Here is a 25790-nt window from a genome sequence, read left to right on the forward strand (position 1 = left end):
CTAGAGTCTTTTTTGATGTTAATGGACGAGATTGGGTCCATTACGATACCGAGTTTGATCATTATTTTTCTCCGTTTAACCAAGATCGCCGAAACGAACTTGTAAGGCTGTAATTGCTGTCAGAGCCGCTGTTTCGGTACGCAGAACGCGAGGGCCGAGTAGCGTTTCTTCAAATTGGTATTCTCGAGTCATCTCGATCTCTTCAGACGATAAACCGCCTTCAGGACCGATCAGTAGGCGCACTTTTTCAACCGGGGTTGGCAAAGTGTTGATTGAGTATTTAGCACGAGGGTGAAGGTTAAGCTTTAAACCATCGTACTCTTCTTTACACCACTCTTCCAAGCTCATAATTGGACGAATTTCGGGCACGACATTACGCCCACATTGTTCACAGGCACTGATGGCGATTTTCTGCCATTGCGCGAGTTTTTTCTCAAAACGCTTTTGGTCAAGCTTGACACCACAACGTTCAGAAATCAGAGGAGTGATGGTATTGACGCCAAGTTCAACAGACTTTTGGATGGTGAACTCCATCTTATCGCCACGTGAAATGACTTGGCCAAGGTGCAGATCTAAAGGGGATTCAATACTGCTTTCTACACGCTCGGTGATGTTAACCAAAACTGATTTCTTGCTGACTTCACTGATAACCGCTGGAAACTCTGCGCCACTGCCGTCAAAAAGGAGAACGTCTTGGCCTTCTTTCATGCGCAAAACACGACCGATATGGCCTGCTGCGTCGTCACTTAAAGCAAGTGAGCCAAGTTGATGAATGGTTTCTGGATGATAAATTCGAGGGGTACGCATGAGATTTCCAGCAAGAGAATAAACTTAAACCCTAACATGGATGCTTTGCACCGAAAAAACAAGGGGCAAGAAGCGTTTCAATATCAGTAATTGAAACGCTTCGAGGTCGGAGGTTACAGTGCGCGGCAGGCTTCTTGAACAAATGGGTTGTGATTGCCCTGTACTTTTGCAATGCGCTCGTCACGCTCACATTCCCATTTATCGACAGGATAGGTTTTGTTCCAAGCACTCATTAATTGCGTTTGCTGCTTCGACAGTTTGAAACCGTACTCTTTGCTCATGTATAGATAGGTACGAGCAATTGAGCCACGCGCACGGTCTGGTGGCATGACTTTACGCTGCTTAAAGTTCACTTGCATCTCACAGCGACCATAACTCACGCCATCCATACCGTTCCATTGGCTGAAGTTGTAGTTCGAACGGTCACCGTTTACTTCACCAATAGCAGGAGTTAGGTTGTGCAAGTCTGCTTCCATCAAACGAAAAGTTTTGTCTTTTTTCTTACAGTTTTTACGTCCGCCATCTTGCCAGCATTGACGCTGGTGGCCAAATTGCCACGCAGGAACAATGTGCTCCCATTCGATTCGTGCAGCCCGTTTTTCTTGTTTACGGACTTGGTAACCGCAAGAGGCTAAATCGGGTAAGCCTTTCTTGCCTTGCCATTGAATGTTACAGCCACAGTAGAAGCTTGTTGGATGGTCTTGATAAATTTTGACCGCCTCACGTTTGGCTGCAGAGAATGAGCTCGGTGGCGCGGCAATCGCAGTGCTAGAAAGCGCGATAAGCAACAGAGAGAGTAAGTATTTCATGATAAAAGTCTTTATAAAGTATGACTTTATTCATGATAACACGCATAAAATAGCTTTAGTGATGAGTAAGTTAACAATAAGTGGCGAAGGGAAGGTTTTGATCAACTCGATCTTTATTTTGGGAACGCAAGTAACACTATGAGGTAAGGGCTACGATAATTGAATGCCGGTGAAGTTAAGTGGTTGGCGGCATTTTTGACAAGAGTACGTCGCCTCTTTGCGCAGCACTTTATTATGACGGCGAATCGATAGAGGGTAGGTCATACAACCACAACGATACTCAAAGGTTTTACCTTGAACGGATTTTACTTCAAAGCTGTGAGTGGTTTTGGCTGGTACGTTAAATACGGCTTCCATGACGCTTTTCCATTCTTTACCGTGAGGCCTAACTCGCCCGTAAACCTGATAAGTAATCAGGTGTGCTACTTCATGAGGAATGACTTCATCTAAGAATGCTTGGGTGTTTTCGCGAAATAAAACAGGGTTTAGGCGTACTTGATTTAATTGAAGGTAGGCTTTTCCTGCCGCTTTCCCACGGACGTCGAAGGTGATTGTTGGAATCGGGAAAGAACGTTTGAAAGCTTGTTCCGCCATCGCGATACAGCCCGCCATCACTTGCTTGGCTTTATAGCTGAGTTCTATATCCACAATTCACCTCGATAAATCAAATAAAAAAGCCCCCGCATTTGCGAGGGCCAGATCATAGCATCAGTTAATTATGGTGTGTGTTTTTTCTTGATGGTGGCATGGTAAGCGTGCCATGTACCGTAGCCTAGAATTGGCATGGTAAACAACATTCCGATCCCGTAGGTCGCAAAGCCGATAAGAATACCGCCACAGATGATCGCTGCCCAAACAATCATTGCTGGAATGTTGGATTTCACGGCATTAAAGCTGGTAAATACAGCGGTCATCATGTCTACGCGACGCTCCATCATGAGCGGAATAGAAAAGGCTGAAATGCTAAACACCACACAAGCCAAAACAAAGCCAACTAAAGAGCCGATGACAAGGAAGGGTAGGAACTCACTTAAAGGTGCCCCTTGAACAGAAGGGTAGAGCGCATGAAGTAGAGCGGCAATGCGCATCCAAAATATCATACACACTGCGAGTAACACGGCGAACGCCCATTGAGATGTTGAGTTACGACCGATCGCTTTCATTGAATGGAACAAGCTTGCTTTGTGTCCGCGCTCTCTCTCCCAACTGGCATCATACAAGCCCAGCGCGAGAAACGGACCAATTAACATGTAAATAATCAAACTGGGCATGACGACTAAGTGTGTGCCTTGCCACTGTACGAGCAAAACAATGCCTATCGCAGCAGCCATAAAACAGATGCCATAGAAAGCACTAATAAGCGGCATTCGCACGAAATCATGCAGACCTAATGCGAGCCAATGAAAAGGTGCAGAAAGATTGACCGTATTGCACGGTATGGTTCTGGCGTATTCGTTGTCTGGCACTTCCTTTCGTTTGTTGTGGAAGTCCGATGGATTAACAGTTCGAGGCATAACTCCTCCTTGATTTATTCCCACATTATCCGCTTATACCAACTGACAGCGGTTTTTGTTCAGTCAAACTTGAAGCGACTTTTTCAAGTTTACATCTGAGCATTGGCTTAGTTTGGTATCGGCCATAAAGATGCCTGACTCATGTCTTTACTTAAGTGTTGCTTCCACAGTCGCCAGCATCCGACGTCTCTATTTAAATTGGACTTAACAATATTTTAACTATTGGCGGAGATGGGATAATTTACAAATAATTGCTTAAAATTTATTCGGTATAAAAATGAGGGAGAAACAGGACTGCTTTGTGGGGCAGGGCGGTATGAGCCGAAATGGCTGGATAAAAGTTGCTGAAAATAAAAAGCCCCCGCCATAGGCGAGGGCTTGATTGATTCTTGCTTGGCTTGATTATTTGATGCCAGCGAAATCGCGTAGAAGTGCAGCTTTGTCTGTCGCTTCCCACGGGAATTCTTCACGACCGAAGTGACCGTAAGCCGCTGTCTTCTTGTAGATAGGTTGAAGAAGGTTAAGCATTTCTTGTAGACCGTATGGACGTAGGTCGAAGAATTGACGAACCGCTTCAATGATGATGTCGTGAGATACTTTCTCAGTACCGAACGTTTCCACCATGATAGACGTTGGATCAGCAACACCGATTGCGTAAGAAAGTTGGATCTCACAACGGTCAGCCATGCCTGCCGCTACGATGTTTTTCGCTACGTAGCGTGCTGCGTATGCTGCACTACGGTCAACTTTTGATGGATCTTTACCAGAAAACGCACCGCCACCGTGACGAGCTGCGCCGCCGTAGGTATCTACGATGATCTTACGACCAGTTAGACCACAGTCACCCATAGGACCACCGATTACGAAGCGACCGGTTGGGTTAATGAAGAAGTTTGTTTCTTTGTTGATCCACTCAGAAGGTAGCACTGGCTTAATGATCTCTTCCATTACCGCTTCACGCAGGTCTGAAGTTGAGATTGAGTCACAGTGTTGAGTTGAAAGAACAACCGCGTCGATACCAACGATGTTACCTTGATCGTATTGGAATGTTACCTGAGATTTTGCATCAGGACGCAACCAAGGTAGTGTGCCGTTTTTACGAACTTCTGCTTGCTTTTGAACAAGACGGTGAGAGTAAGTAATTGGCGCTGGCATTAGTACTTCAGTTTCGTTACAAGCGTAACCAAACATGATGCCTTGGTCGCCTGCACCTTGTTCTTTAGGGTCAGCTTTATCAACACCTTGGTTGATATCTGGCGACTGTTTACCGATTGTGTTTAGTACCGCACAAGAATCTGCGTCAAAGCCCATATCTGAATGTACGTAGCCGATTTCACGAACGGTTTCACGAGTTAACTCTTCGATGTCTACCCATGCTGAAGTCGTGATTTCACCACCCACCATTACCATACCGGTTTTAACGTAAGTCTCACATGCAACACGAGCCTTTGGATCTTGCTCTAGAATCGCGTCAAGAACCGCATCAGAAATCTGGTCTGCAATTTTATCTGGATGACCTTCTGATACTGACTCAGAAGTAAACAGGTGCTTAGCCATGTTAGCTCCACTATATCTGGTTTAAAACTGGGGAATGATAAACTCTCCAGCGCAAATTAATACTAATTTTTGTAGGTGTATCTACATCTAGACGTCTATTCTAAATTTGATTGCTCGAATTACAAGCTCTTTTTTGGTTTTTGTTATAACCAAACGTTTGCCTGATTTATTGATAATTTTAAGAACTTCGAACGATTTGGCGCGAAAGGTGCAATATTTGTGAGGTTTTGGACTGGAAAACGTTTGCACACCCAACAGGGCTTTGAGAGAATTATGACCTACTTTTCGTTTCGCTTAATGTACTCAGGAGCAGACATGTCGTCTCGTAAACATCTTGCCAATGCAATTCGTGCTCTAAGCATGGATGGTGTTCAACAAGCTAACTCAGGCCACCCAGGCGCACCAATGGGTATGGCTGATATCGCTGAAGTTCTTTGGCGCTCTCACCTAAACCATAACCCTTCAAACCCAGAGTGGGCCGACCGCGATCGCTTTGTGCTGTCAAACGGTCATGGGTCAATGCTTATTTACTCTCTACTGCACTTAAGCGGTTACGAGCTATCTATTGACGATCTGAAAAACTTCCGTCAATTGCACTCAAAAACCCCAGGTCACCCAGAGTACGGCTACGCGCCTGGTATCGAGACAACAACGGGTCCTCTAGGTCAAGGCATCACTAACGCTGTTGGTATGGCGATCGCAGAGAAAGCACTAGCGGCACAGTTCAACAAAGAAGGTCACGATATCGTTGACCACTTTACGTATGTGTTCATGGGTGACGGCTGTCTAATGGAAGGCATCTCGCATGAAGCATGCTCTCTTGCTGGGACGTTAGGTCTAGGCAAACTGATCGCGTTTTGGGATGACAACGGCATTTCTATCGACGGTCACGTTGAAGGCTGGTTCTCTGACGATACACCTAAGCGTTTTGAAGCGTACGGCTGGCATGTAATCCCAGCAGTCGATGGTCACGACTCAGACGCGATCAACGCAGCAATTGAAGCAGCAAAAGCGGACCCACGTCCTACGCTTATCTGTACCAAAACAATTATCGGTTTCGGTTCTCCTAACAAGTCTGGTTCGCACGACTGTCACGGTGCACCACTAGGTCACGATGAAATCCAAGCGGCTCGCGAATACCTAGGTTGGGAGTACGGCCCATTTGAGATCCCGGCAGATGTTTACGCTGAGTGGGATGCAAAAGAAGCGGGCGCCGCGAAAGAAGCAGCTTGGAATGAAAAATTCGAAGCATACGCTGCAGCTTACCCTGCAGAAGCGGCAGAGCTTAAACGTCGTCTAAACGGCGAACTTCCTGCACAGTGGGAAGAAAAAGCGAACCAAATCATTGCCGATCTTCAAGCAAATCCAGCGAACATTGCATCACGTAAAGCGTCGCAAAATGCACTAGAAGCGTTTGGTCAAATGCTTCCTGAGTTTATGGGTGGTTCTGCTGACCTAGCGCCTTCTAACCTGACCATGTGGTCTGGTTCTAAGTCTCTAGAAATGGAGGACTTCTCTGGCAACTACATCCACTACGGTGTGCGTGAATTCGGTATGACCGCTATCATCAACGGTATCGCATTGCACGGTGGTTTCGTTCCTTACGGCGCAACATTCCTAATGTTCATGGAATATGCTCGTAACGCAATGCGTATGGCTGCGCTGATGAAAATTCAGAACATCCAAGTTTACACGCATGATTCGATCGGTCTTGGCGAAGATGGCCCAACTCACCAACCTGTTGAGCAAATGGCGTCTCTACGTGTAACTCCAAACATGAGCACATGGCGCCCATGTGACCAAGTTGAGTCTGCAGTTGCATGGAAACTAGCGATTGAACGTAAAGATGCACCAACTGCACTTATCTTCTCTCGTCAAAACCTAGCGCAACAAGAGCGTACTGCTGAACAAGTCGCAGACATCGCGAAAGGTGCTTACATCCTGAAAGATAGCGAAGGTAAGCCTGAGCTAATCCTTATCGCAACAGGTTCTGAGGTTGAGCTTGCAGTGAAAGCCGCTGAGCAACTAACTTCAGAAGGCAAGAAAGTACGCGTTGTTTCAATGCCATCAACAGACGCATTCGACAAACAAGACGCTGCTTACCGTGAATCTGTACTGCCATCAGACGTAACGGCACGTATCGCTATTGAAGCGGGCATTGCGGATTTCTGGTACAAGTACGTAGGCTTCGACGGTCGCATCATCGGTATGACAACATTCGGTGAATCAGCACCTGCTGGTCAGCTATTCGAGATGTTTGGCTTCACGACTGAAAACGTAGTGAACACAGCTAAAGAATTGCTAGCGTAATTGCAGGACCATCTAAACAGTCGAACGTAAACGACAACTGTTAGATGCTAAAGTTAGAAAGGCCATCATTATGATGGCCTTTTTATTTTTGTCAGGTTTTCCAACCTTGTGGAATGCTTTGGTGAATGCAGTCTAAAAGTACGGATAAGCGCAGTGGTGGTCGTCCTGCTGGTGTATAGCAGTTAATGGAAATAGGCTCAGAAAGCCAACCTTCTAAGCAAGGTGTGATTCGCCCTGGGTGATGTTTCTCATAGCCGCATGCTGTCCAAGTCGGCAGCAGTCCAATACCATGACCATTCGCGATACTGTCTATTTGCATTGCTATGTTGTCGCTGTATAACCGACTAACAAAGGGTTCTAAAAAGAACTCACCGTGTTGAGGGTGTGCTAGCATCAATCCATTTTCTTGCACTGAACCAAAATCGATCCATGGATGTGCTTCAAGTTCTTTGGGGTGCGGTATAGGCCCATGTTGTTTTAGATAATTTGGAGAGGCAAAAGGCGTATAGCGAAATACCCCCAGCACTTCTTTTCGCCAGTCTAGCTCTTTACGTTCACCGAGCCAGATGAACAAATCTGGGTCATGGTGCGCTTCAGAAAAGTCACTGGTAAGTTGAACTCTAACATCGGGATTATCAGCAAGAAAACGATTGAGTACGCCGCCGAGCCAGCTTCTAACTAAGGCAGTGTGACAAACAATATGCAGTGGCCCTGAAACTTGGTTCGTTAAACCTTGGAGTGCATCATAACTCTCTTCACTTAACTCAAGAATCTGGCGGCTGTAGTGGGCAAAGATTTCTCCAGCTCTTGTCAGAACTAATCGATTACCTTGTCTGGCGGTTAGAGCCTGACCGAAGTCTTCTTCTAATTGTGCCAAGCGACGACTTAGCGTTGATTTTGGCTGATTAAGGGCTTTAGCAGCTGCTGTCAAACTTTTATGCTGATTGAGCGCATCAAAGGCTCTAATTGATGCTAAGTCGTGCATATTTCTTTTACTCCTTACTGCGTTATGTACGAGTTCCATAAATGGAAAGAACCGTTCCATAACTCTCACTATGCATCTCATTCTATTTGTGAATAATTCACTTTCGAAAATAATAATCATTATCAATTATGGAGATGTAGATGTCTACTCTTAGACTGCCAGTTATTACCGCAACTGGTATTTTAGCCTTCGTCAGTGTCCCTCATGTTTTTGCCAATGATGCAGTTTCTAAAATGGAAACAGTGGTTGTAACTGCATCAAGTTATGAGCAATCTCAAGCGGACGCGCCTGCAAGTATTAGTGTGATTTCACGTGAGGAGTTGGACTCCCGTTATTACCGCGATGTGACTGATGCACTAAAAAGTGTGCCAGGTGTTGTCGTGACAGGTGGTGGTGATACCACCGACATTAGTATCCGTGGTATGGGTTCTAAATACACTTTGATACTGGTCGATGGTAAACGTCAAAGTACGCGTGAAACTCGTCCAAATAGTGACGGCCCTGGTATCGAACAAGGTTGGTTACCTCCTCTTCAAGCGATTGAGCGAATCGAAGTTATTCGTGGCCCAATGTCGACGCTTTACGGTTCTGATGCGATTGGTGGTGTGATTAACGTCATCACACGAAAAGATGCGCTAGAGTGGACGGGTAATGTTCAACTGGGCACGGTACTACAAGAGAATAGTCGCTCAGGGGGAGAGCAGAGCGCGAACTTTTTCGTTAATGGTCCGTTGGCTGAAAATTTATCTCTCCAAGTATATGGTCAGTACACAACCAGAGAAGAAGATGACATCGAATACGGTTATGAAGATAAAGATATGCAGAGTATCTCTTCAAAACTGACTTACCAGATTAATGATCGCCACTCGGTGCAATTAGAGGGCGGCACGTCGGCACAAAGTCGTCGTGGCAATGTGGGCCTTTCAGTGCCGACCACAGGGTGTCGTGGTGGGTGTGAAGACTCACTGAATGAATATCGTCGTAATTACGTAACGGTAAGCCACAACGGTGATTGGGATTCGGTGGGAATTTCAGATACTTACTTACAGCGAGAAGAGAGCGAGAACAAATCTCGTGAGATGACGATCACCAACACCACGTTCAAATCGAGCTTGGTGACTGGTATTGGAAACCATACGTTGACGACGGGTGTGGACGCTACTCATGCAGAGCTTGAGGATTTCACCTCCAACAAAGCGTCATCGAAGACTGAAACATCGAATACGCAGTGGGCTGTTTTCATTGAAGATGAATGGAGAATTGCTGATCCGTTTAGCGTTACGCTTGGCGGCCGTCTAGATCATGACGAAAACTATGGCGCGCATTTTAGTCCACGTGTTTACGGTGTATGGCGAGTTGATCCGTCTTGGACGGTGAAAGGCGGTGTGGCAACAGGTTTCCGTTCTCCACAATTACGTGAAATTACTCCTGGCTGGGCGCAAGTCAGTGGTGGCGGTAATATCTACGGTAACCCAGATCTTGACCCTGAAACGTCGCTAAACAAAGAAATCAGCGTCTTGTATCAAGGTGATTCTGGCTTAGATGTCTCTTTGACAGCGTTCCATAACGAATTCAAAGACAAGATCACACGTGTTGTTTGTCCAGACACTATCTGTACTGATGGTCCAAACCAATGGGGCGCAGATCCAACGTACCGTATTAACGTGGATGAAGCCGTCACACAAGGTATTGAAGCGACCTTAGCATCGCCGTTAACGGAAACCATTTACCTTAGCTCGAGCTACACATTTACCGACTCAGAGCAAAAAACAGGTGAATACAAAGGTATGCCGCTGCAGCAGTTACCAAAGCATCTGTTTAATGTGGATGTGACTTGGCAAACGACAACAGATCTAGAGAGCTGGGCGAAAGTCACGTACCGAGGTAAAGAAATGGATCCGGTTACTGGCCCATCAAGAAACAGTATTGTAGAACCAGCTTATACCTTTGTGGACGCCGGTGTGACATACCAGTTAACCGACAATACTCGTATTAAAGGCGCTATCTATAACTTGCTAGACGAGGAAATCAGTTACGAAGAATACGGATATATTGAAGATGGTCGTCGCTACTGGTTAGGTTTAGACGTCGCATTTTAATTATCTATCGTTGTAATAAGGTCGAGCATAGTCTCGACCTTTTTTAATCCTGCTTTACTGTGATTCAACAGGTGCGTTTGTCAGCCTGATCAGGTAGTATCTGTGACACGAAATTTTTGGTAGGGCGAAGGATAAATGCTAAAGGTTGCGATCAATGGATTTGGACGTATAGGTCGTAATGTTCTGCGAGCGGTGTATGAAAGCGGAAAACACCAGCAGATCAAGGTTGTGGCGGTTAACGAACTAGCACAGCCAGAGGCGATGGCACACCTACTGCAATATGACACCAGTCATGGTCGCTTTGGTAAAAAAATTTCCCATGACCAAGAACATTTGCATGTTCATCATGACAGCGGTGAATATGATTCCATTCGCATTCTCCACCTCTCCGAAATCGAATTACTTCCTTGGCGTGATTTAGAAGTTGATATCGTCTTGGATTGCACTGGCGTATTTGGTTCGCAAGCGGATGGGCAAGCGCATATAGAAGCTGGCGCGAAGAAAGTACTGTTTTCGCACCCGGGCGCAAACGACCTAGATAATACGATTATCTATGGCGTGAACCACGAAACTCTGAAAGACGAGCACCGTGTTGTCTCCAATGGCTCTTGCACCACCAACTGTATCGTTCCCATCATTAAAGTATTAGACGAAGCCTTCGGCATAGAGTCTGGCACCATTACCACAATTCATTCGTCCATGAACGATCAACAAGTAATTGATGCGTATCATAACGACTTACGCCGTACCCGCGCTGCAAGCCAATCTATTATTCCGGTGGACACTAAGTTGCATAAGGGGATTGAAAGAATCTTCCCGAAATTTTCCAACAAATTCGAAGCAATTTCTGTTCGTGTTCCAACGGTTAACGTCACTGCAATGGATTTAAGTGTCACAATTAGTACAAATGTGAAAGTTAATGACGTAAATCAAACCATTGTTAACGCATCTCAGTGTACATTACGTAACATTGTTGACTATACTGAATCGCCACTCGTTTCCATCGACTTTAACCACGACCCCCATAGTGCGATTGTGGATGGAAGCCAGACTAGAGTGAGTAACGGGCAACTCGTAAAAATGCTCGTTTGGTGCGACAACGAATGGGGCTTTGCTAACCGGATGCTGGATACTGCCTTAGCAATGCAAGCTTCTTCGCAAGTGGAACAGTAATGACGAAGAAGTGATGGAGAATTTTTATTTCAAGCCTTGAAATAAATCCATAATATCTCCATATCTATAACCAGTTTGAAGAATTAACAGGCTTGGCAGGGTTGCCGAGTTTTCAAAAACTTTAATTATTAAATATTTGAGAGGACACATCATGTCTGTAATCAAGATGACTGACCTGGATCTTGCAGGTAAACGTGTATTTATCCGTGCTGACCTAAACGTGCCAGTAAAAGACGGTAAAGTAACTTCGGATGCACGTATCATCGCATCTCTTCCAACTATTAAGCACTGCCTAGAAGCAGGCGCTAAAGTAATGGTTACGTCTCACCTAGGTCGCCCAACTGAAGGTGAATACGCTGAAGAGTTCTCTCTACAACCAGTTGTTAACTACCTAAACGACGCACTAGATTGCGAAGTGAAGCTAGCAAAAGACTACCTAGATGGCCTAGAGCTAAATGCGGGTGAACTTGTTGTTCTTGAAAACGTTCGCTTCAACAAAGGCGAAAAGAAAAACGACGAAGAGCTATCTAAGAAATATGCAGCACTATGTGACGTATTCGTAATGGACGCATTCGGTACGGCTCACCGTGCTCAAGCATCTACTCACGGCGTTGGCATGCACGCAGACGTAGCATGTGCTGGTCCTCTACTAGCAAACGAACTAGAAGCGCTAGGCAAAGCAATGGACAAGCCTGCTCGTCCAATGGTTGCTATCGTAGGTGGTTCAAAAGTTTCTACTAAGCTAACTGTTCTTGAGTCTCTATCTAAAATCGCTGACCAACTCGTTGTTGGTGGTGGTATTGCTAACACATTCATCGCAGCTGCTGGCCACAACGTTGGTAAGTCTCTATACGAAGCAGACCTAGTTGAAACAGCTAAGAAGCTAATGGACGAGTGTGCAATTCCAGTAGCAACTGACGTTGCATGTGCGAAAGCATTTGACGAGAACGCAGAAGCTGAAATCAAGCACGTTTCTGAAGTACAAGACGACGACATGATCTTCGACCTTGGTCCAGATTCAACTGCTGAACTAGCTGAAATCCTTAAAAACGCTAAGACTATCCTATGGAACGGTCCAGTAGGCGTATTCGAATTCAAGAACTTCGAAGCAGGTACTAAAGGTATCTCTGAAGCTATCGCAGCTTCTGAAGGCTTCTCTGTTGCTGGTGGTGGTGACACGCTAGCGGCTATCGACAAGTTCGGTATCAAAGCGGATGTATCTTACATCTCTACTGGCGGCGGCGCTTTCCTTGAGTTCGTAGAAGGTAAAGTTCTTCCAGCAGTAGAAATGCTAGAAGCACGCGCTAAGTAATTAAAGCAAAGCGGGGGAGTGATTCTCCCGCTTTCTTGTTTGCTGCAACGTGTGAGGAACTCTGCTAGAATAGCCTCAGTTGTGAGCAAACGTTTGCAAGATTTTCAACTTAACAAGTTTTGTTTAAAAACGACAGATAAATAGGATTACATCCATGTCTAAGATCTTCGACTTCGTAAAACCAGGTGTTATCTCTGGCGATGACGTTCAGAAAGTATTTGAAGTTGCAAAAGAAAACAGCTTTGCACTTCCAGCAGTAAACTGTGTGGGTACTGACTCTGTAAACGCAGTACTTGAAGCAGCTGCAAAAGTTAAAGCTCCAGTTATCGTTCAGTTCTCTAACGGTGGCGCTGCTTTCTTTGCTGGTAAAGGTCTAAAACTTGAAGGTCAAGAAGCTCAAATCCTAGGTGCTGTTGCTGGTGCGAAATACGTTCACGCTGTAGCTGAAGCTTACGGTGTTCCAGTAATCCTACACACTGACCACGCAGCTAAGAAACTACTTCCTTGGATCGACGGTCTACTAGACGCTGGTGAAGAGTACTTCGCGCAAACTGGTAAGCCACTATTCTCTTCTCACATGATCGACCTTTCTGAAGAGTCTCTAGAAGAGAACATCGAAATTTCTGCTAAGTACCTAGAGCGCATGGCTAAAATGAACATGACTCTAGAAATCGAACTAGGTTGTACTGGTGGTGAAGAAGACGGTGTTGACAACTCTGATATGGATGCGTCTGAACTATACACTTCTCCAGAAGACGTTGCATACGCATACGAGAAACTAAGCGCAATCAGCCACCGTTTCACTATCGCAGCATCTTTCGGTAACGTACACGGCGTATACAAGCCAGGTAACGTTGTACTAACTCCAACTATCCTACGTGATTCTCAAGCGCACGTTTCTGAGAAATTCGGTCTTCCAGCGAACTCTCTAAACTTCGTATTCCACGGCGGTTCAGGTTCTTCTCTAGAAGAAATCCGTGAATCTATCGGCTACGGTGTGATCAAAATGAACATCGATACTGATACACAGTGGGCTACTTGGGATGGTATCCGTAAGTTCGAAGCTGAAAACCACGATTACCTACAAGGTCAGATCGGTAACCCAACTGGTGAAGATGCACCAAACAAGAAGTACTACGATCCACGCGTATGGCTACGTGCAGGCCAAGCTTCAATGGTTACTCGTCTAGAGCAAGCATTTGCTGACCTTAACGCAGTTGACGTACTATAATCGTTACTGATTAAGTTACTTAAAAACCCGCTCTTTGAGCGGGTTTTTTTATGTCTATCACTTTCTTCCCTGCTGCTTTCTCCCAATATTTTTATGCGTTAGATTGTATTTGCTAGTGAGATATCTCACCTTTAACGTTTTTTTAAAGAAAACATGGGAATATCAGTCTTAAGAGTGGCGAAATCAGAGTGCATTGCGTAACCTGTAACAAGTCAGTGTCAGAAAGCTCTGATAAAGTCTTGTTTTGCATATCTTTGCGAAACTCTGACTTTGAAAAAAGTCAGAGTTGGGATATTGTGCCAAAAATCTGACACTGTTCAGTGGAGCAATAGGGATGTTGTTTTAGAAAAGAGCCTTTAAAAAACAAGGTTCATAAATTAACGGCAATTGGATTTATATCTCTTTATTTTTGAGGATAAGAATTATGGCAGGTGAATCGGTGGGTATCGATACCACTTTAACGGATGGTCTAACTCAGGCTGAAACTTGGCTGACAAACAATTCAGATCTACTGGTTCAGTACGGTGTGAACATTATCTCTGCGCTGCTTATTCTGTTTATCGGTAATCTTATCGTTAAGGCAGTCGCTGGTAGTGTTTCTAAAGTACTAGAAAAGAAAAACATGGATAAGGCCGTCGTTGAATTTATTCACGGTCTTGTTCGTTACTTGCTATTTGTAATCGTGCTAATCGCGGCTCTTGGTCGATTAGGAGTTCAAACCGCTTCTGTTGTTGCTGTGATTGGTGCGGCAGGTCTTGCTGTTGGTCTTGCACTACAAGGTTCACTATCAAACTTTGCAGCAGGCGTACTTATTGTTGCGTTCCGTCCATTCAAATCAGGCGACTACGTAGAAATCGGTGGTGTGGCGGGTAGTGTTGAAGCAATTCAAATCTTCCAAACCGTTCTAAAAACACCAGACAACAAAATGGTTGTTGTGCCTAACTCTTCAGTTATCGGCGGTGCCATTACTAACTACTCTCGCCATGCGACACGACGTGTCGACCTAGTGATTGGTGTTTCATACAAAGCAGACCTTAAACTAACGAAGAAAGTGATTCGTGAGACGCTAGAGAAAGATCCACGTATCTTGAAAGACCCAGATATCACAATTGGTGTACTTACGTTAGCAGACTCTTCAGTTAACTTTGTGGTTCGTCCATGGGTGAAAACTGCAGATTACTGGGGCGTATACTTTGATGCAATGCAAGGTATTAAAGAAGCATTGGATGAAAATGGTATCGAGATTCCATTCCCACAAATGGATGTTCACCTGAACAAAGTCGACGCTTAATCAAAAGCAGTCGATATTCAAAAGCGAGGCCAATAGGCCTCGCTTTTTTATATTTCGTAAAGGGTGTGATGACCAGCAAGTAAGAGGCGTTTTAGATGTTTACCTGCAAATCCAAATGTGAACTCAGGTAAGCCAGGCGTATAGAGCAACTCTTGATGTTGATAGAGATTGGTATCAACAATGATAGTGATGTATTCCGGTAAGCCTATTGGGCAAACCGCGCCGGGTACGCAACCTAACACTTCGACCATTTCATCGTCATTACAAATAGAGGGACGTTTACCTGTAATCGCTTTAATCTGCTTGGCATCGAGGCGCGAGTCCTTATCTGTCAGATAAACCGCGTAACCTTGTCCTTTGAGTGTTAAAAAGAGGCTTTTGGTATGCGTACCCGTCCAACCAAGCTCTCTCGCAATGCGTATATCTGTCTCAAAGTCTAAGATGGCTTCGTGCTGCCATTCCCGAAAAGGAATAGAGAGCGCGTTGAATCGCTCTCTATTGTTGTTATAAATACGTTTTAGTGACTCCATGTCTTTGCTGCCTTACTACCTGGTGATTACCAATACTTATCAATAAGCTCACTCGCTAAGATATATGCGATTGTGAACATCATCATTGCGATTGCAATGTCGATGGTTTTTTTCACTTTTGGTTTAGAGAGTGTTGGACCTAGTTTGGCTGCTCCTATCGATAAAGTGTAGAACCAAACAAAGGAAGCCATAATCGTACCTAGTGCAAAAGCAATGCGATCATGGCCTTCAAATTGTCCACCGATCGAACCTAGAATAACGACAGTATCTAAATATAAGTGCGGATTAAGCACAGTGACGGCTAACGCACCTAGAATAACCGTTCGACGACCTCGAGCTACGATCTCCCCTTTTGATTCCGATTCACTCTCTGGCTTAAAAGCACTTTTTAGTGAGAGCAGTCCATAGAAGCTCAAGAAAGCAATACCACCAAGTGTCACCGACGTCAGTAAGATTTCATTTTGAGACAGAATTGCACCACCACCAAAAATACCTAGAGAGATGAAAATCATATCTAGCACGCTACAAATAGTGGCGGTTGTTAGGTGGTGGTTACGCTTTATGCCTTGATTCAAAACATACGCATTTTGCGCGCCGATCGGAATGATCATTGATGCTCCTAAACCAAAACCTTGCAATAGAACCCACAAGCTCACACTTCACCTCACTTCAAAATAACAAATACATTTACAGAAAAGGGAAAGATAAAGCGTTTATCTAAATAAGTATAATTAATGATTTTAATCTTACATTAGATAGACTAATTTAACGGGAGGCGTTTGATCAAGAGTGAGAGGAAAGGTATGCGAGGGTTAGATTACAAATGGATTGAGGCATTAGACGCTATAGTTTATCAGGGTAGCTTTGAGCGTGCTGCCGAGCATTTATTTGTTTCTCAATCCGCCATTTCTCAACGTATCAAGCAGTTAGAGAAGTTTCTCGCGCAGCCTGTTTTAATTCGAAGCCAGCCACCTAAGCCAACGCCAATTGGTAAAAAATTGTTGGGTCTTTATCGGCGAGTACGCTTGCTAGAGCATGAAATTCTCCCCGAACTAAAAAATGATACCAGTACGCGACCTGTGCAACTCTCTTTAGCGACTAATGCAGATAGCCTTGCAACATGGCTACTGCCAGCGCTGCAAAATGTTATGAAGCAGCGTCAAGTTGAACTAAAACTGACTATCTATGGTGAATACCGCTCTATTGAAAAACTCAAAAGTGGCGAAGTGACAGGAGCGATCAGCTTGGAGTCCCAGCCAATCCCCGGATGCAGAGCAGACTATTTAGGTCGCATCGATTATGTTTGTGTCGCGAGCCCAGAGTTCTATCAGCGTTATTTTTCTAAAGGCGTAAATAATCAGACATTGGCAAAAGCACCGGCCGTTTCATATGACCAATATGATGATCTACATAAAACATTTCTTACCGAGCATTTTAACGTCAATCCTGACAGCGTTATTCATCACAACATCAGTAGTTCTGAAGCGTTTCTAAAAGTGGCGTTAGCTGGTGTTGCTTATTGCTTGATCCCCCGCTTGCAAATTACCGACGAATTAGACAGAGGTGTGTTGGTTGATGTGACTCCAGGTTTTTTAATGTCCCATCGGATTTATTGGCACCACTGGCAGTTAGAAACTGGGGTATTACAAGAAATCTCACACGCGATAGTGGGGTATGCGCAGCAGCATCTACCTCAATAAGTTTGTCAGAGCTGCATATCGTTAACTTAGTGTGTTTTGTTTAAAAATTACGCCAATGTTACATAGTCAAAGTTGTGTTAGAAGTCACTATGGGTGCTTGGATAATCGGCGGAAGTTTCTATTATGAAACCACACGCTTTCTCAGCCATGATAGTGATGTTGGAATCTGAGATTAAGTACTTAATTTTGTATGGATGGATTTATTGAATGAAATTGTATTCATTTTTGCTGGCTTCAGCACTCAGCCTTACCAGTGCTTCAGTTTTGGCGAATACGCCAGAGTTTGCTCATGTTACGACAACGGGGTATGGCGAAGTGACGGCCACACCTGATATGGCTACGTTTTCTGTAAAAGTAGTCGATACGACAATGACGGCCGAACAAGCGAAATTGTCCGTAGATAAAACCGTTGAAGAGTTTCTAAAAAGCTTATCGGATGCCGGCTTGTCAAAAGACAATATTACTAGCTCGAATTTATACCTTGCTCCTCAGTACCATTACCCTAAATCAGGAAAAGCAGAACTTGTTGGGTATCGAGCATCTCGCAGTATTGATGTCACGGTGACGGATCTGAAAAACCTTAACCAATACCTAGATATGGCGTTAGAAGCGGGAATTAATCAGGTTGATAATATTCAACTTAAGGTAAGCAACCAAGCCGAGTATCAGCAAAAGGCACGAATGGCTGCGATTAAGGACGCAAGAGAAAAAGCAGGGTCATTAGCGACTGGTTTTGAGAAAAAGTTGGGCGATGTATGGCAGATCAATTACAGACAGATGCACGTTCAGCCTGTGTTAATGCGTTCAATGGCGATGGATAGTAAAGAAGGAGCGAATAGCTACCAAGATTCAACCATGATCATTCGCGATCAAGTCGATGTCATTTATAAGCTAAAGTAAGGCTTAGCAAACAGTAAAAAGCAAAAGGCAGGGAGTTACAACCCCTGCCTTTGTCGTTTCTGTTTCACTGTTTAGTGAAGGATACGAGCACGGATTGTGCCTTCAATGTTTTTGAGCTTTGTTAGAGCTTCTTCTGCTCGTTCAGTTTCAACGTCGATCACTACGTAGCCTATTTCAGCGGCTGTTTGTAGGTACTGCGCGGCAATGTTAATGCCTTCTTCAGCAAAGATGGTGTTGATCTGAGTTAGAATACCAGGACGGTTCTTGTGAATATGAAGCAGACGAGAGCACTCACCACTGTGTTCTGGCAATGACACTTCAGGGAAGTTTACGCTTGAAAGTGTCGAGCCGTTATCAGAGTACTTAGCCAGTTTGCCCGCCACTTCTAAGCCGATATTCTCTTGTGCTTCTTGCGTTGAACCACCAACGTGTGGAGTGAGAATGACGTTATCGAATTTTTGTAAAGGAGACTCGAACGGGTCAGCATTTGTTTTTGGTTCAGTTGGGAATACATCAATTGCAGCGCCGGCAAGGTGACCAGCTTCTAAGCTATGGCAAAGTGCAGGAATATCCACAACGGTGCCACGTGCCGCGTTGATAAAGATGGAACCTGGTTTCATTCGAGCAAATTCAGCTTCACCCATCATGTTTTTCGTTTCCGGTGTTTCGGGAACGTGCAAAGAAATCACATCACATTTGTTCAATAGTTCACTCATGGTATGTACTTGCGTCGCATTACCAAGGGACAGTTTGTTCTCAATATCGTAGTAGTAAACGCGCATACCTAAGTTTTCGGCAATAATACCAAGCTGCGTACCAATGTGACCGTATCCGATAATGCCAAGGCACTTACCACGAGCTTCGTAAGAGTTGTCTGCACTTTTCTTCCAAATACCGCGATGTGCAAGAGCATTCTTTTCAGGAATACCACGCACTAGTAAAAGGATTTGCCCAAGTACAAGCTCTGCCACGCTTCGAGTGTTAGAGAATGGTGCATTAAAGACAGGAATACCGCGTTTTGCTGCTGCGTCTAGGTTTACTTGGTTAGTGCCAATACAAAAACAGCCAATTGCAACCAGCTTGTTCGCCGCATTGATTACCTCTTCGGATAGGTTCGTACGGGAGCGGATACCAATGAAGTGCACGTCTTTTACCGCTTCAATTAGTTCTTCTTCCGGAAGGGAACCTTTATGGTATTCAATGTTGGTATAACCAGCTGCTTGAAGAACTTCAACTGAAGAAGGGTGGAGTCCCTCTAACAAGAGGATCTTAATCTTTTCTTTTTCCAGTGAAACTTTGGCCATTTTTTCTCGTCCTTAAAATGGAAAGGTGGGCTAATGTGGCGCACATTGGGCAAAACTATTAAAAAGGGGATAATTAACAGTTTTGTAGGAAGACAAACGTTTCCCTGTGCGTCTTCTGTTCAATAAAGTAACAAAAAAAAATTGCTTTGGGTAAGAAAATTACGGAATAAGAGATAATTTTCTTATAGAAAGGAATAAAAAACGGTGCCTTGCAGCACCGTATGTAATGAAATAACAGAAAAGTGAACCAGATAGGTTCATTTTAGGCTGTTATTTACTCTTCAATTTTTGTACCTTCTGGTGTGCCAGTGATCACTACGTCTGCACCACGATGAGCAAAAAGACCCACAGTCACCACACCAGCGATGCCGTTTATTTTGTCTTCCATTTCTTTCGGGTTGGTAATTTGCATATTGTGCACATCCAGAATCACGTTGCCGTTGTCAGTCACAACGCCTTCACGGTAAGCTGGATCACCACCTAGTTTTACCAATTCACGAGCCACGTAAGAGCGTGCCATTGGGATTACTTCAACAGGCAATGGGAACTGGCCAAGTACGTCAACTGCTTTAGTGCCGTCAACGATACATACGAACTTATCAGAGATTGCTGCGACTATTTTCTCACGAGTCAGAGCCGCGCCGCCGCCTTTGATCATTTCACGTGCTGGGTTGATCTCATCTGCGCCATCAACATACACATCCAGCTTCATTACATCGTTACACTCGTATACTTCAATACCAAGCTCTTTAAGGCGCTCAGTTGAAGCGACAGAGCTAGACACTGCACCTTTAATATCATCTTTGATAGTGCCTAGTGCATCGATGAAGTGATTCACGGTAGAGCCAGTACCAACACCGACAATGCTGCCTTTCTCAACATATTTTAGTGCTGCCCAACCAGCCGCTTTTTTCATTTCATCTTGAGTCATGCCAATCTCCTGAATAGATGTTCGTTAACGTTTGCGGGCGTGATTATAGCGGCTTACTTGTCACTTTCCCATTGCCATATTTGGCTTGGGGTCACGATCTTAGGTAATGGAATGTCCCAGCTTTCAATTGGTAAGCGTTCTACATGTTGGCAGTCATGAGCGATACCAACAGGTTTAGCTCCCTCTCCAGTTATAAACCAACGTGACAGAGTACGATCGTAGTACCCTCCGCCCATGCCTAAGCGGTGTCCGATGCTGTCGAACCCAACTAAAGGCGTGCAGATTAAATCAAGCTGGCGAACGGGTTTGAGGTGTCTGATATCGAGCTTGGGCTCTAAGATGCCGTACTTGTTGTAGACGAGCTGTTCATCACTTATATACTGAAGAAACAGTAACTGACCTTTAGAAAAGGGATGGATGACGGGCAGATAAACCGATTTTCCCTGTTGCCATAACCATTCAATGAGCGGTTTAGTATCAAGCTCACCGTCTGCAGAAAGGTAGATGGCAATATGTTGCGCCTGCTCGATTTCAGGAAGTTGGGAAAATTGAGTAATAAGGTCGATTCCCGCTTGGTATTGTGTATCACTGCACAGAGCGTTGCGCTTTTCACGAATCAGTTTGCGGAAGTCTTGTCGAGAGAGGTCTGACATAGAGAGAATACCCCAGGGTGCCGTTGAGGATTGTGGCCCTTGAACCAGCTGGTTCAAGGCGGATCAGCAATGACAACCGTAGGCTTCTCGGTGCATGCCGAGCTTGCTCAATAGTTACCAAATACTAACCCTTAGGTATTGCTTATCGGCTCAGGGACTTAAATCCTGCTGACGCACACCCCAGGGTAAATTTTGTATTTACTGTTGTCCTTGCGTAACTTTGCTTAGTGCGTTCTCTAAAGACGCGGTGAGCTTTTCCATTCGCTCAGTAATTTCTTGCTGTTGACCATTGGATTCGTATGACTTGGTGTGCAACTCATAGCAAATATTCAATGCAGCAAAGGTCAGCAGTTGGATTTCATTGGTTACCTTAGTACGTTCGCTCATTTCTTTCAATCGGCGATCCAGATCTTTTGCCGCTGCAACAAGAGACTCTTCTTGTCCTGTCGGACAATTCACTCGTGTAAGTTTGCCTAATATTTCAACGTCGATCGCTTGATTGCTCATGATGAATAAACTCTATATTCGCGCTATCTAAGGTGTTGCTTCATACAACTACCGAGGAGCAAACTATAGGAAAACCGCTATTAAGATTCAAGCATTTCCCATCACAGAAAGAGAAATGATGACGAGATCACACAGGAATTGGGCAAATTGAACAAATGCTGTCCAAAATTGAATTTGATAGCCGTTTCAGACCACTAACCTTGATGGTAGGATATACCAATACATTATTACGCAAGAATGAGCCAAGTTATGAGTGAAATCACCCTTCCTGAATACCAATCTATTGCTGCTGAACTGCAATCTGCAAGCCTAGCAGTAACACCTGCGGAATTACATGGCTTATTTGTCGGCATGTTAAGTGGTGGATTGGCGATTAATGATCAAACTTGGCAGCCTATTCTGTTTGACTACACCAATGATGGTATGGGTTGGCCTTCTACCGCGCTAGCTTTTGCTCAAAGCGTATTCACTGTTACTGTCAATGAACTAACTGGCACGTCGATGGAGCTGTCTTTATTATTGCCAGATGAGCCGGGCGAAGAAGGCTTATTCGCATTAGCCGACAGTGTGTCCGACTTTGTAAACCACTTTATTTCTGGGCTAGGTCTAGCAGGCGTTGCTCTTAATAAAGCATCTGATGACGCTAAAGAAGCACTGGCTGACTTAGAAGAGATTGCCAAATTAGGCATCGATGAAGATGACGATCTTGGTGAACAAGCGCAATTGCTAGAGCAAGTGATTGAGCACATCAAAGCTTGCGTACTAACGATCCATGCTGAATTTGGTGTTCGTCCTGAAAGCAGCGACAAAAAACCTACTATTCACTAATCGTAGACCGTCCAGAGGTTAGTATGAAGCAATATGATGTAGTCATTGCTGGTGGTGCCATGGCTGGTGCAACGTTAGCATTGGCGATTGACCATTTGTCTCAGGGAAAGCTCCGCATTGCCGTCGTTGAGCCTTTTAAAGCGCAATCAGATATGCACCCTGGTTTTGACTCTCGCTCAATCGCATTGTCTTACGGTACTGTCAATCTGTTGCGTCAACTACAGCTCTGGACGTCAGTAGAACCGTTTGTCACACCCATTGAACATATCCACGTTTCTGACCGTTCTCATGCTGGGATGACGGAGATTACCAAGCAAGAGGTTGGGGTGGGAGCTCTAGGGTATGTTGTAGAATTAGCCGATGTTGGGCGTGTATATCAAGAATTATTAGACAGCAGCGAATCAATTACGCTGTTTTGTCCTGACTCGGTTACCGATATCGAGCGCGAGCAAAACTGTACCCATGTGACGTTGAAAAGTGGTGAGCAACTTGAAGCAAAACTGCTGGTGGCTGCAGATGGTGCTGTTTCGACCTGTTGTCAGAAAATTGGTCTAGAACTTTCTGAGCAAGATTTTGAACAAGTGGCTGTCATTGCCAATATTGTGACTCAAGAACCTCATCAAGGTAGAGCCTTTGAACGTTTTACTGAAAATGGCCCTGTTGCTTTATTGCCAATGAGTGACAATCGAATGTCCTTAGTTTGGTGTTTGCACCCTGAAGAAGCCCAAGCCGTTCTTGAGTTATCTGATCAAGCATTTCTCCAGCGTTTACAGAACGATTTTGGTTGGCGTTTAGGCGCGATGAAAAAAGTGGGGAGCCGTGCAAGTTACCCATTGCTTCTTCGCCATCGAAAGCAAAATGTTTCACATCGCTTTGCGATTGTTGGAAATGCGGCGCAAACGCTGCACCCGATAGCTGGACAAGGCTTTAATCTCGGTATTCGCGATGTAGTCTCACTAGCAGAAGAAATTGTGCAGCAAAGTGAGGATGTGGGTCTTTATCAAGGCCTGATGCGCTTTAGTCAACGTAGAGAAGCAGATCGAAGCGAAACTATTTGGCTAACCAGTGCCTTAGTGCATGTTTTTTCAAATGATTTACCCGCGATGCGAATTGGCCGAAATACTGCCTTAGCAGCGATGGATAACCTTTCTATTTTTAAGCAGCCGCTACTACGCCATACACTTGGCTTGGTAAAACGATGAACGGCCGCACTGAATTAGGTAATAAAAAGCAATGATGCAAAGTGTAGATATCGCCATCATCGGCGGAGGGATGGTTGGGTTGGCACTTGCTGCCGCGTTCAAAGACAGTGATCTGCGTGTCGCCGTTATTGAAGGTAAAGTGCCAGATGATTCGTTGAAAGAATTACCCGATGTTCGTGTGTCTGCGCTGAGCCGCTCTAGTGAGACGATTTTGCGTAAACTTGGTGCTTGGCAGGGCATAGAACAGCGCCGAGCTTCACCTTACCATGGCATGGAAGTATGGGAACAAGATAGCTTTGCCAGCATTGAATTTAATGCACAAAGTATGGCACAACCTGATTTAGGGCATATTGTTGAGAATCGTGTGATTCAACTTGCACTGCTTGAACAAGTCCAAAAGCTCGATAACGTCACTATGTTTATGCCTGCACGTTGCGCGACTCTCGCGGTCGGTGAGCAAGAAAGCTGGCTGACGCTCGATAATGGCCAAGCCATGACCGCTAAATTAGTGGTCGGAGCCGATGGGGCGAATTCGTGGCTTCGCCATCAAATGGATATTCCATTAACGCATTGGGACTATGGTCATCATGCTTTGGTCGCGAATGTCAAAACTGCCATGCCACACAACAGCATTGCGCGCCAGATATTTACTCCTCACGGACCGTTGGCATTTTTGCCAATGTCGCAACCAGATATGTGCTCTATTGTTTGGTCCACGGAGCCAAATCGAGCAGAGCAGTTAGTGGCAATGAGTGAACATGATTTCAATAAAGCGTTGACGAGTGAGTTTGATGCTCGACTTGGTCTATGTGAAGTAGTGGGAGAGCGTGCTGCGTTTCCTTTGAAAATGCGCTATGCGCGAGATTTTGTTGTCGAGCGAGTCGCGCTGGTTGGTGATGCGGCCCATACCATTCACCCATTAGCGGGGCAGGGTGTGAATTTAGGTTTATTAGATGCGGCCAGTCTTGCTCAAGAAGTATTAGCACTTTGGAAGCAGGGTCAAGATATCGGCAGTAAACGCAACCTAAGAAGCTACGAGCGTTGGCGAAAAGCGGAAGCGGCAAAGATGATCGCTACTATGCAAGGGTTTCGAGATTTGTTCTCTGGCGAGAACCCTGCTAAGAAGCTTGTTCGTGGCATTGGCTTGAGTTTAGCGGGGCAACTGCCGGGAGCGAAAGATGAGATCATGAAGCGCGCGCTTGGTTTAAAGGGACACTTGCCGGATCTGGCGCGTCAGTAAGTGCAAAGCGAACTTCAAATACACAAAAGGCTGGTTAATCCAGCCTTTGTTTTATCAACATTTTGCTAAGCATATGCGCATCGGAGTTTCATTATTTCTTGATTGATCTCTTTGACCGCTCGGAAATGGCGTTGCTCTGCTTTCTCCGGCAGTATTAACTTACCGTTATCAAACTCGAATCTACCGACCCCGTAAATATAAATTCTTCCTTTAAAAAGACGACTTATATGTTTAGCAATCATACTTGGTGTATAGCGCTTAAACAGTCTCATATTTACTTTCCTTTTATCTAACCTAGCCTAGGTATTCTACGTTCTGGACGCGAAAATTATTGTGACAGCAATAGTATTAAATACAGATGTAGGGTGTTGCGTCAGAGAATTGTGTTGTCTTAGACAATTTGACAGTGTCATCTCTTAAATAGCGTGAGGATTACCCCAAAAATAACCTCTCTAAAGGAACCCTTACGCCAATACACTCCTTTTTACGTGACGCATTAAGCAATAGTTTTGTTACAGAATTAAGAATAGAACGAAAACGGTTGTTTGCTAGTTGTTTCTATTAAGGTCGTGCCTCGCGCAACACACTTTACGTTCTAACGATTAGAGGAAATGAAAGAGAAAAAGTTCCACGTAAAAAAAAGCCCGCTTCAGCGGGCGAATAGTCACAGATGCATTACACAAAAGTGGATAACTAACTGCATGAATGCTGTCACTCAGCTAGCTGACTCACTTTATATTGGTTAAGTGCTTGTTTGAAACTTAACCAACAAATTCAGCATATACGAGTTTTATCTTTGTGACTATTTATGTTTTATATGTGATTAAAAATTCTCATGTCTATTTTTGTAGATATGAGCGAGATCACGCAGTGATAGAAACACTACGTGTCATTACATTGTTTTTAG

24 protein-coding genes and 1 other RNA gene are annotated in these 25790 nt (G+C 44.6%); 11 read left to right on the top strand and 14 right to left on the bottom strand.

From position 1 onward, the window contains the following. Positions 1-75 precede the first annotated feature (75 nt). From rsmE to metK, 5 genes are all read right to left on the bottom strand, one after another. Positions 76-807, bottom strand: a complete 732-nt coding sequence (gene rsmE, locus R7041_RS15145) for a 16S rRNA (uracil(1498)-N(3))-methyltransferase (protein WP_017821890.1) — start codon at positions 805-807, stop codon at positions 76-78. Between the two features lie 113 nt (positions 808-920). Then, positions 921-1616, bottom strand: a complete 696-nt coding sequence (gene endA, locus R7041_RS15150; RefSeq protein ID WP_017821889.1) for a deoxyribonuclease I — start codon at positions 1614-1616, stop codon at positions 921-923. Positions 1617-1766: 150 nt separating this feature from the next. After that, positions 1767-2264: a SprT family zinc-dependent metalloprotease gene (locus R7041_RS15155; RefSeq protein ID WP_064368774.1), complete on the bottom strand. Its 498-nt coding sequence runs from the start codon at positions 2262-2264 to the stop codon at positions 1767-1769. Positions 2265-2332: 68 nt separating this feature from the next. Then, positions 2333-3130 (bottom strand): DUF2189 domain-containing protein, encoded by a 798-nt coding sequence (locus R7041_RS15160; RefSeq protein ID WP_169628505.1) that lies wholly within the window; start codon positions 3128-3130, stop codon positions 2333-2335. 402 nt (positions 3131-3532) lie between these two features. Beyond that, entirely contained in the window at positions 3533-4687 is a 1155-nt protein-coding gene (metK, locus tag R7041_RS15165; protein WP_005381027.1) for a methionine adenosyltransferase, read from the bottom strand. 315 nt (positions 4688-5002) lie between these two features. On the opposite strand from metK, the gene tkt reads away from it, so the two are divergent. Beyond that, on the top strand, positions 5003-6997 hold the full coding sequence (tkt, locus tag R7041_RS15170; RefSeq protein WP_054577167.1) for a transketolase: 1995 nt from the start codon (positions 5003-5005) through the stop codon (positions 6995-6997). Between the two features lie 91 nt (positions 6998-7088). Here tkt and R7041_RS15175 read toward each other — a convergent pair whose 3' ends face one another. Next, the gene (locus tag R7041_RS15175; RefSeq protein ID WP_017633561.1) at positions 7089-7982 is read right to left on the bottom strand and encodes a LysR family transcriptional regulator; all 894 of its coding nucleotides are present in this window, start codon (positions 7980-7982) and stop codon (positions 7089-7091) included. A gap of 140 nt (positions 7983-8122) precedes the next feature. On the opposite strand from R7041_RS15175, the gene R7041_RS15180 reads away from it, so the two are divergent. From R7041_RS15180 to mscS, 5 genes are all read left to right on the top strand, one after another. Beyond that, positions 8123-10081, top strand: a complete 1959-nt coding sequence (locus R7041_RS15180; protein WP_053306783.1) for a ligand-gated channel protein — start codon at positions 8123-8125, stop codon at positions 10079-10081. Between the two features lie 135 nt (positions 10082-10216). Then, on the top strand, positions 10217-11254 hold the full coding sequence (epd, locus tag R7041_RS15185) for an erythrose-4-phosphate dehydrogenase (RefSeq protein ID WP_005384545.1): 1038 nt from the start codon (positions 10217-10219) through the stop codon (positions 11252-11254). Between the two features lie 151 nt (positions 11255-11405). Further along, on the top strand, positions 11406-12566 hold the full coding sequence (locus R7041_RS15190; protein ID WP_005384547.1) for a phosphoglycerate kinase: 1161 nt from the start codon (positions 11406-11408) through the stop codon (positions 12564-12566). Between the two features lie 154 nt (positions 12567-12720). Further along, entirely contained in the window at positions 12721-13797 is a 1077-nt protein-coding gene (gene fbaA / locus R7041_RS15195) for a class II fructose-bisphosphate aldolase (RefSeq protein WP_005380996.1), read from the top strand. A 424-nt stretch (positions 13798-14221) separates the two neighbouring features. Further along, complete coding sequence (gene mscS / locus R7041_RS15200; RefSeq protein ID WP_005380995.1) at positions 14222-15088, top strand: small-conductance mechanosensitive channel MscS; 867 nt, start codon at positions 14222-14224, stop codon at positions 15086-15088. 47 nt (positions 15089-15135) lie between these two features. Here the strand turns inward: mscS and R7041_RS15205 are convergent, their stop codons facing one another. Together R7041_RS15205 and R7041_RS15210 are read right to left on the bottom strand one after the other, a co-directional pair. Beyond that, positions 15136-15618: a YbaK/EbsC family protein gene (locus tag R7041_RS15205; RefSeq protein ID WP_005380994.1), complete on the bottom strand. Its 483-nt coding sequence runs from the start codon at positions 15616-15618 to the stop codon at positions 15136-15138. Positions 15619-15644: 26 nt separating this feature from the next. After that, positions 15645-16274: a LysE/ArgO family amino acid transporter gene (locus R7041_RS15210; protein ID WP_025998531.1), complete on the bottom strand. Its 630-nt coding sequence runs from the start codon at positions 16272-16274 to the stop codon at positions 15645-15647. Positions 16275-16421: 147 nt separating this feature from the next. Between R7041_RS15210 and R7041_RS15215 the strand changes: the two genes are divergently transcribed. Continuing rightward, positions 16422-17318 (top strand): LysR family transcriptional regulator ArgP, encoded by an 897-nt coding sequence (locus R7041_RS15215; RefSeq protein ID WP_005380990.1) that lies wholly within the window; start codon positions 16422-16424, stop codon positions 17316-17318. A gap of 207 nt (positions 17319-17525) precedes the next feature. Next, positions 17526-18218 (top strand): oxidative stress defense protein, encoded by a 693-nt coding sequence (locus R7041_RS15220; protein ID WP_005384550.1) that lies wholly within the window; start codon positions 17526-17528, stop codon positions 18216-18218. A 71-nt stretch (positions 18219-18289) separates the two neighbouring features. Here R7041_RS15220 and serA read toward each other — a convergent pair whose 3' ends face one another. The 5 genes from serA to R7041_RS15245 all read right to left on the bottom strand — a co-directional run bounded on the left by serA (position 18290) and on the right by R7041_RS15245 (position 21613). Continuing rightward, the gene (gene serA / locus R7041_RS15225) at positions 18290-19522 is read right to left on the bottom strand and encodes a phosphoglycerate dehydrogenase (RefSeq protein ID WP_017821632.1); all 1233 of its coding nucleotides are present in this window, start codon (positions 19520-19522) and stop codon (positions 18290-18292) included. Positions 19523-19796: 274 nt separating this feature from the next. Then, positions 19797-20453 (bottom strand): ribose-5-phosphate isomerase RpiA, encoded by a 657-nt coding sequence (rpiA, locus tag R7041_RS15230; RefSeq protein WP_053304138.1) that lies wholly within the window; start codon positions 20451-20453, stop codon positions 19797-19799. A gap of 53 nt (positions 20454-20506) precedes the next feature. Next, positions 20507-21106 carry a 5-formyltetrahydrofolate cyclo-ligase gene (locus tag R7041_RS15235; protein ID WP_025768838.1) on the bottom strand — a complete coding sequence of 200 codons (600 nt, stop codon included), beginning with the start codon at positions 21104-21106 and terminating at the stop codon, positions 20507-20509. Positions 21107-21111: 5 nt separating this feature from the next. Continuing rightward, positions 21112-21296: non-coding RNA, 6S RNA (gene ssrS, locus R7041_RS15240), on the bottom strand. A gap of 8 nt (positions 21297-21304) precedes the next feature. Then, positions 21305-21613, bottom strand: a complete 309-nt coding sequence (locus R7041_RS15245) for a cell division protein ZapA (protein ID WP_005384553.1) — start codon at positions 21611-21613, stop codon at positions 21305-21307. A gap of 249 nt (positions 21614-21862) precedes the next feature. Here R7041_RS15245 and R7041_RS15250 point away from each other — a divergent pair, with 249 nt between their 5' ends. The 3 genes from R7041_RS15250 to R7041_RS15260 are packed head-to-tail and all read left to right on the top strand — an operon-like array spanning position 21863 to position 24883. Then, positions 21863-22441, top strand: a complete 579-nt coding sequence (locus R7041_RS15250; RefSeq protein ID WP_033907447.1) for a YecA family protein — start codon at positions 21863-21865, stop codon at positions 22439-22441. 23 nt (positions 22442-22464) lie between these two features. Further along, positions 22465-23643 carry a 2-octaprenyl-6-methoxyphenyl hydroxylase gene (gene ubiH / locus R7041_RS15255; RefSeq protein ID WP_206949719.1) on the top strand — a complete coding sequence of 393 codons (1179 nt, stop codon included), beginning with the start codon at positions 22465-22467 and terminating at the stop codon, positions 23641-23643. A gap of 31 nt (positions 23644-23674) precedes the next feature. Beyond that, entirely contained in the window at positions 23675-24883 is a 1209-nt protein-coding gene (locus R7041_RS15260; protein ID WP_033907445.1) for an FAD-dependent 2-octaprenylphenol hydroxylase, read from the top strand. Between the two features lie 65 nt (positions 24884-24948). On the opposite strand, the gene R7041_RS15265 is transcribed toward R7041_RS15260, so the two are convergent. Then, on the bottom strand, positions 24949-25155 hold the full coding sequence (locus tag R7041_RS15265) for a DUF1107 domain-containing protein (protein ID WP_005380970.1): 207 nt from the start codon (positions 25153-25155) through the stop codon (positions 24949-24951). Between the last annotated feature and the right edge of the window lie 635 nt (positions 25156-25790).

The organism is Vibrio sp. 1751, from assembly GCF_033339895.1.
Classification (GTDB): Bacteria; Pseudomonadota; Gammaproteobacteria; order Enterobacterales; family Vibrionaceae; genus Vibrio; species Vibrio alginolyticus.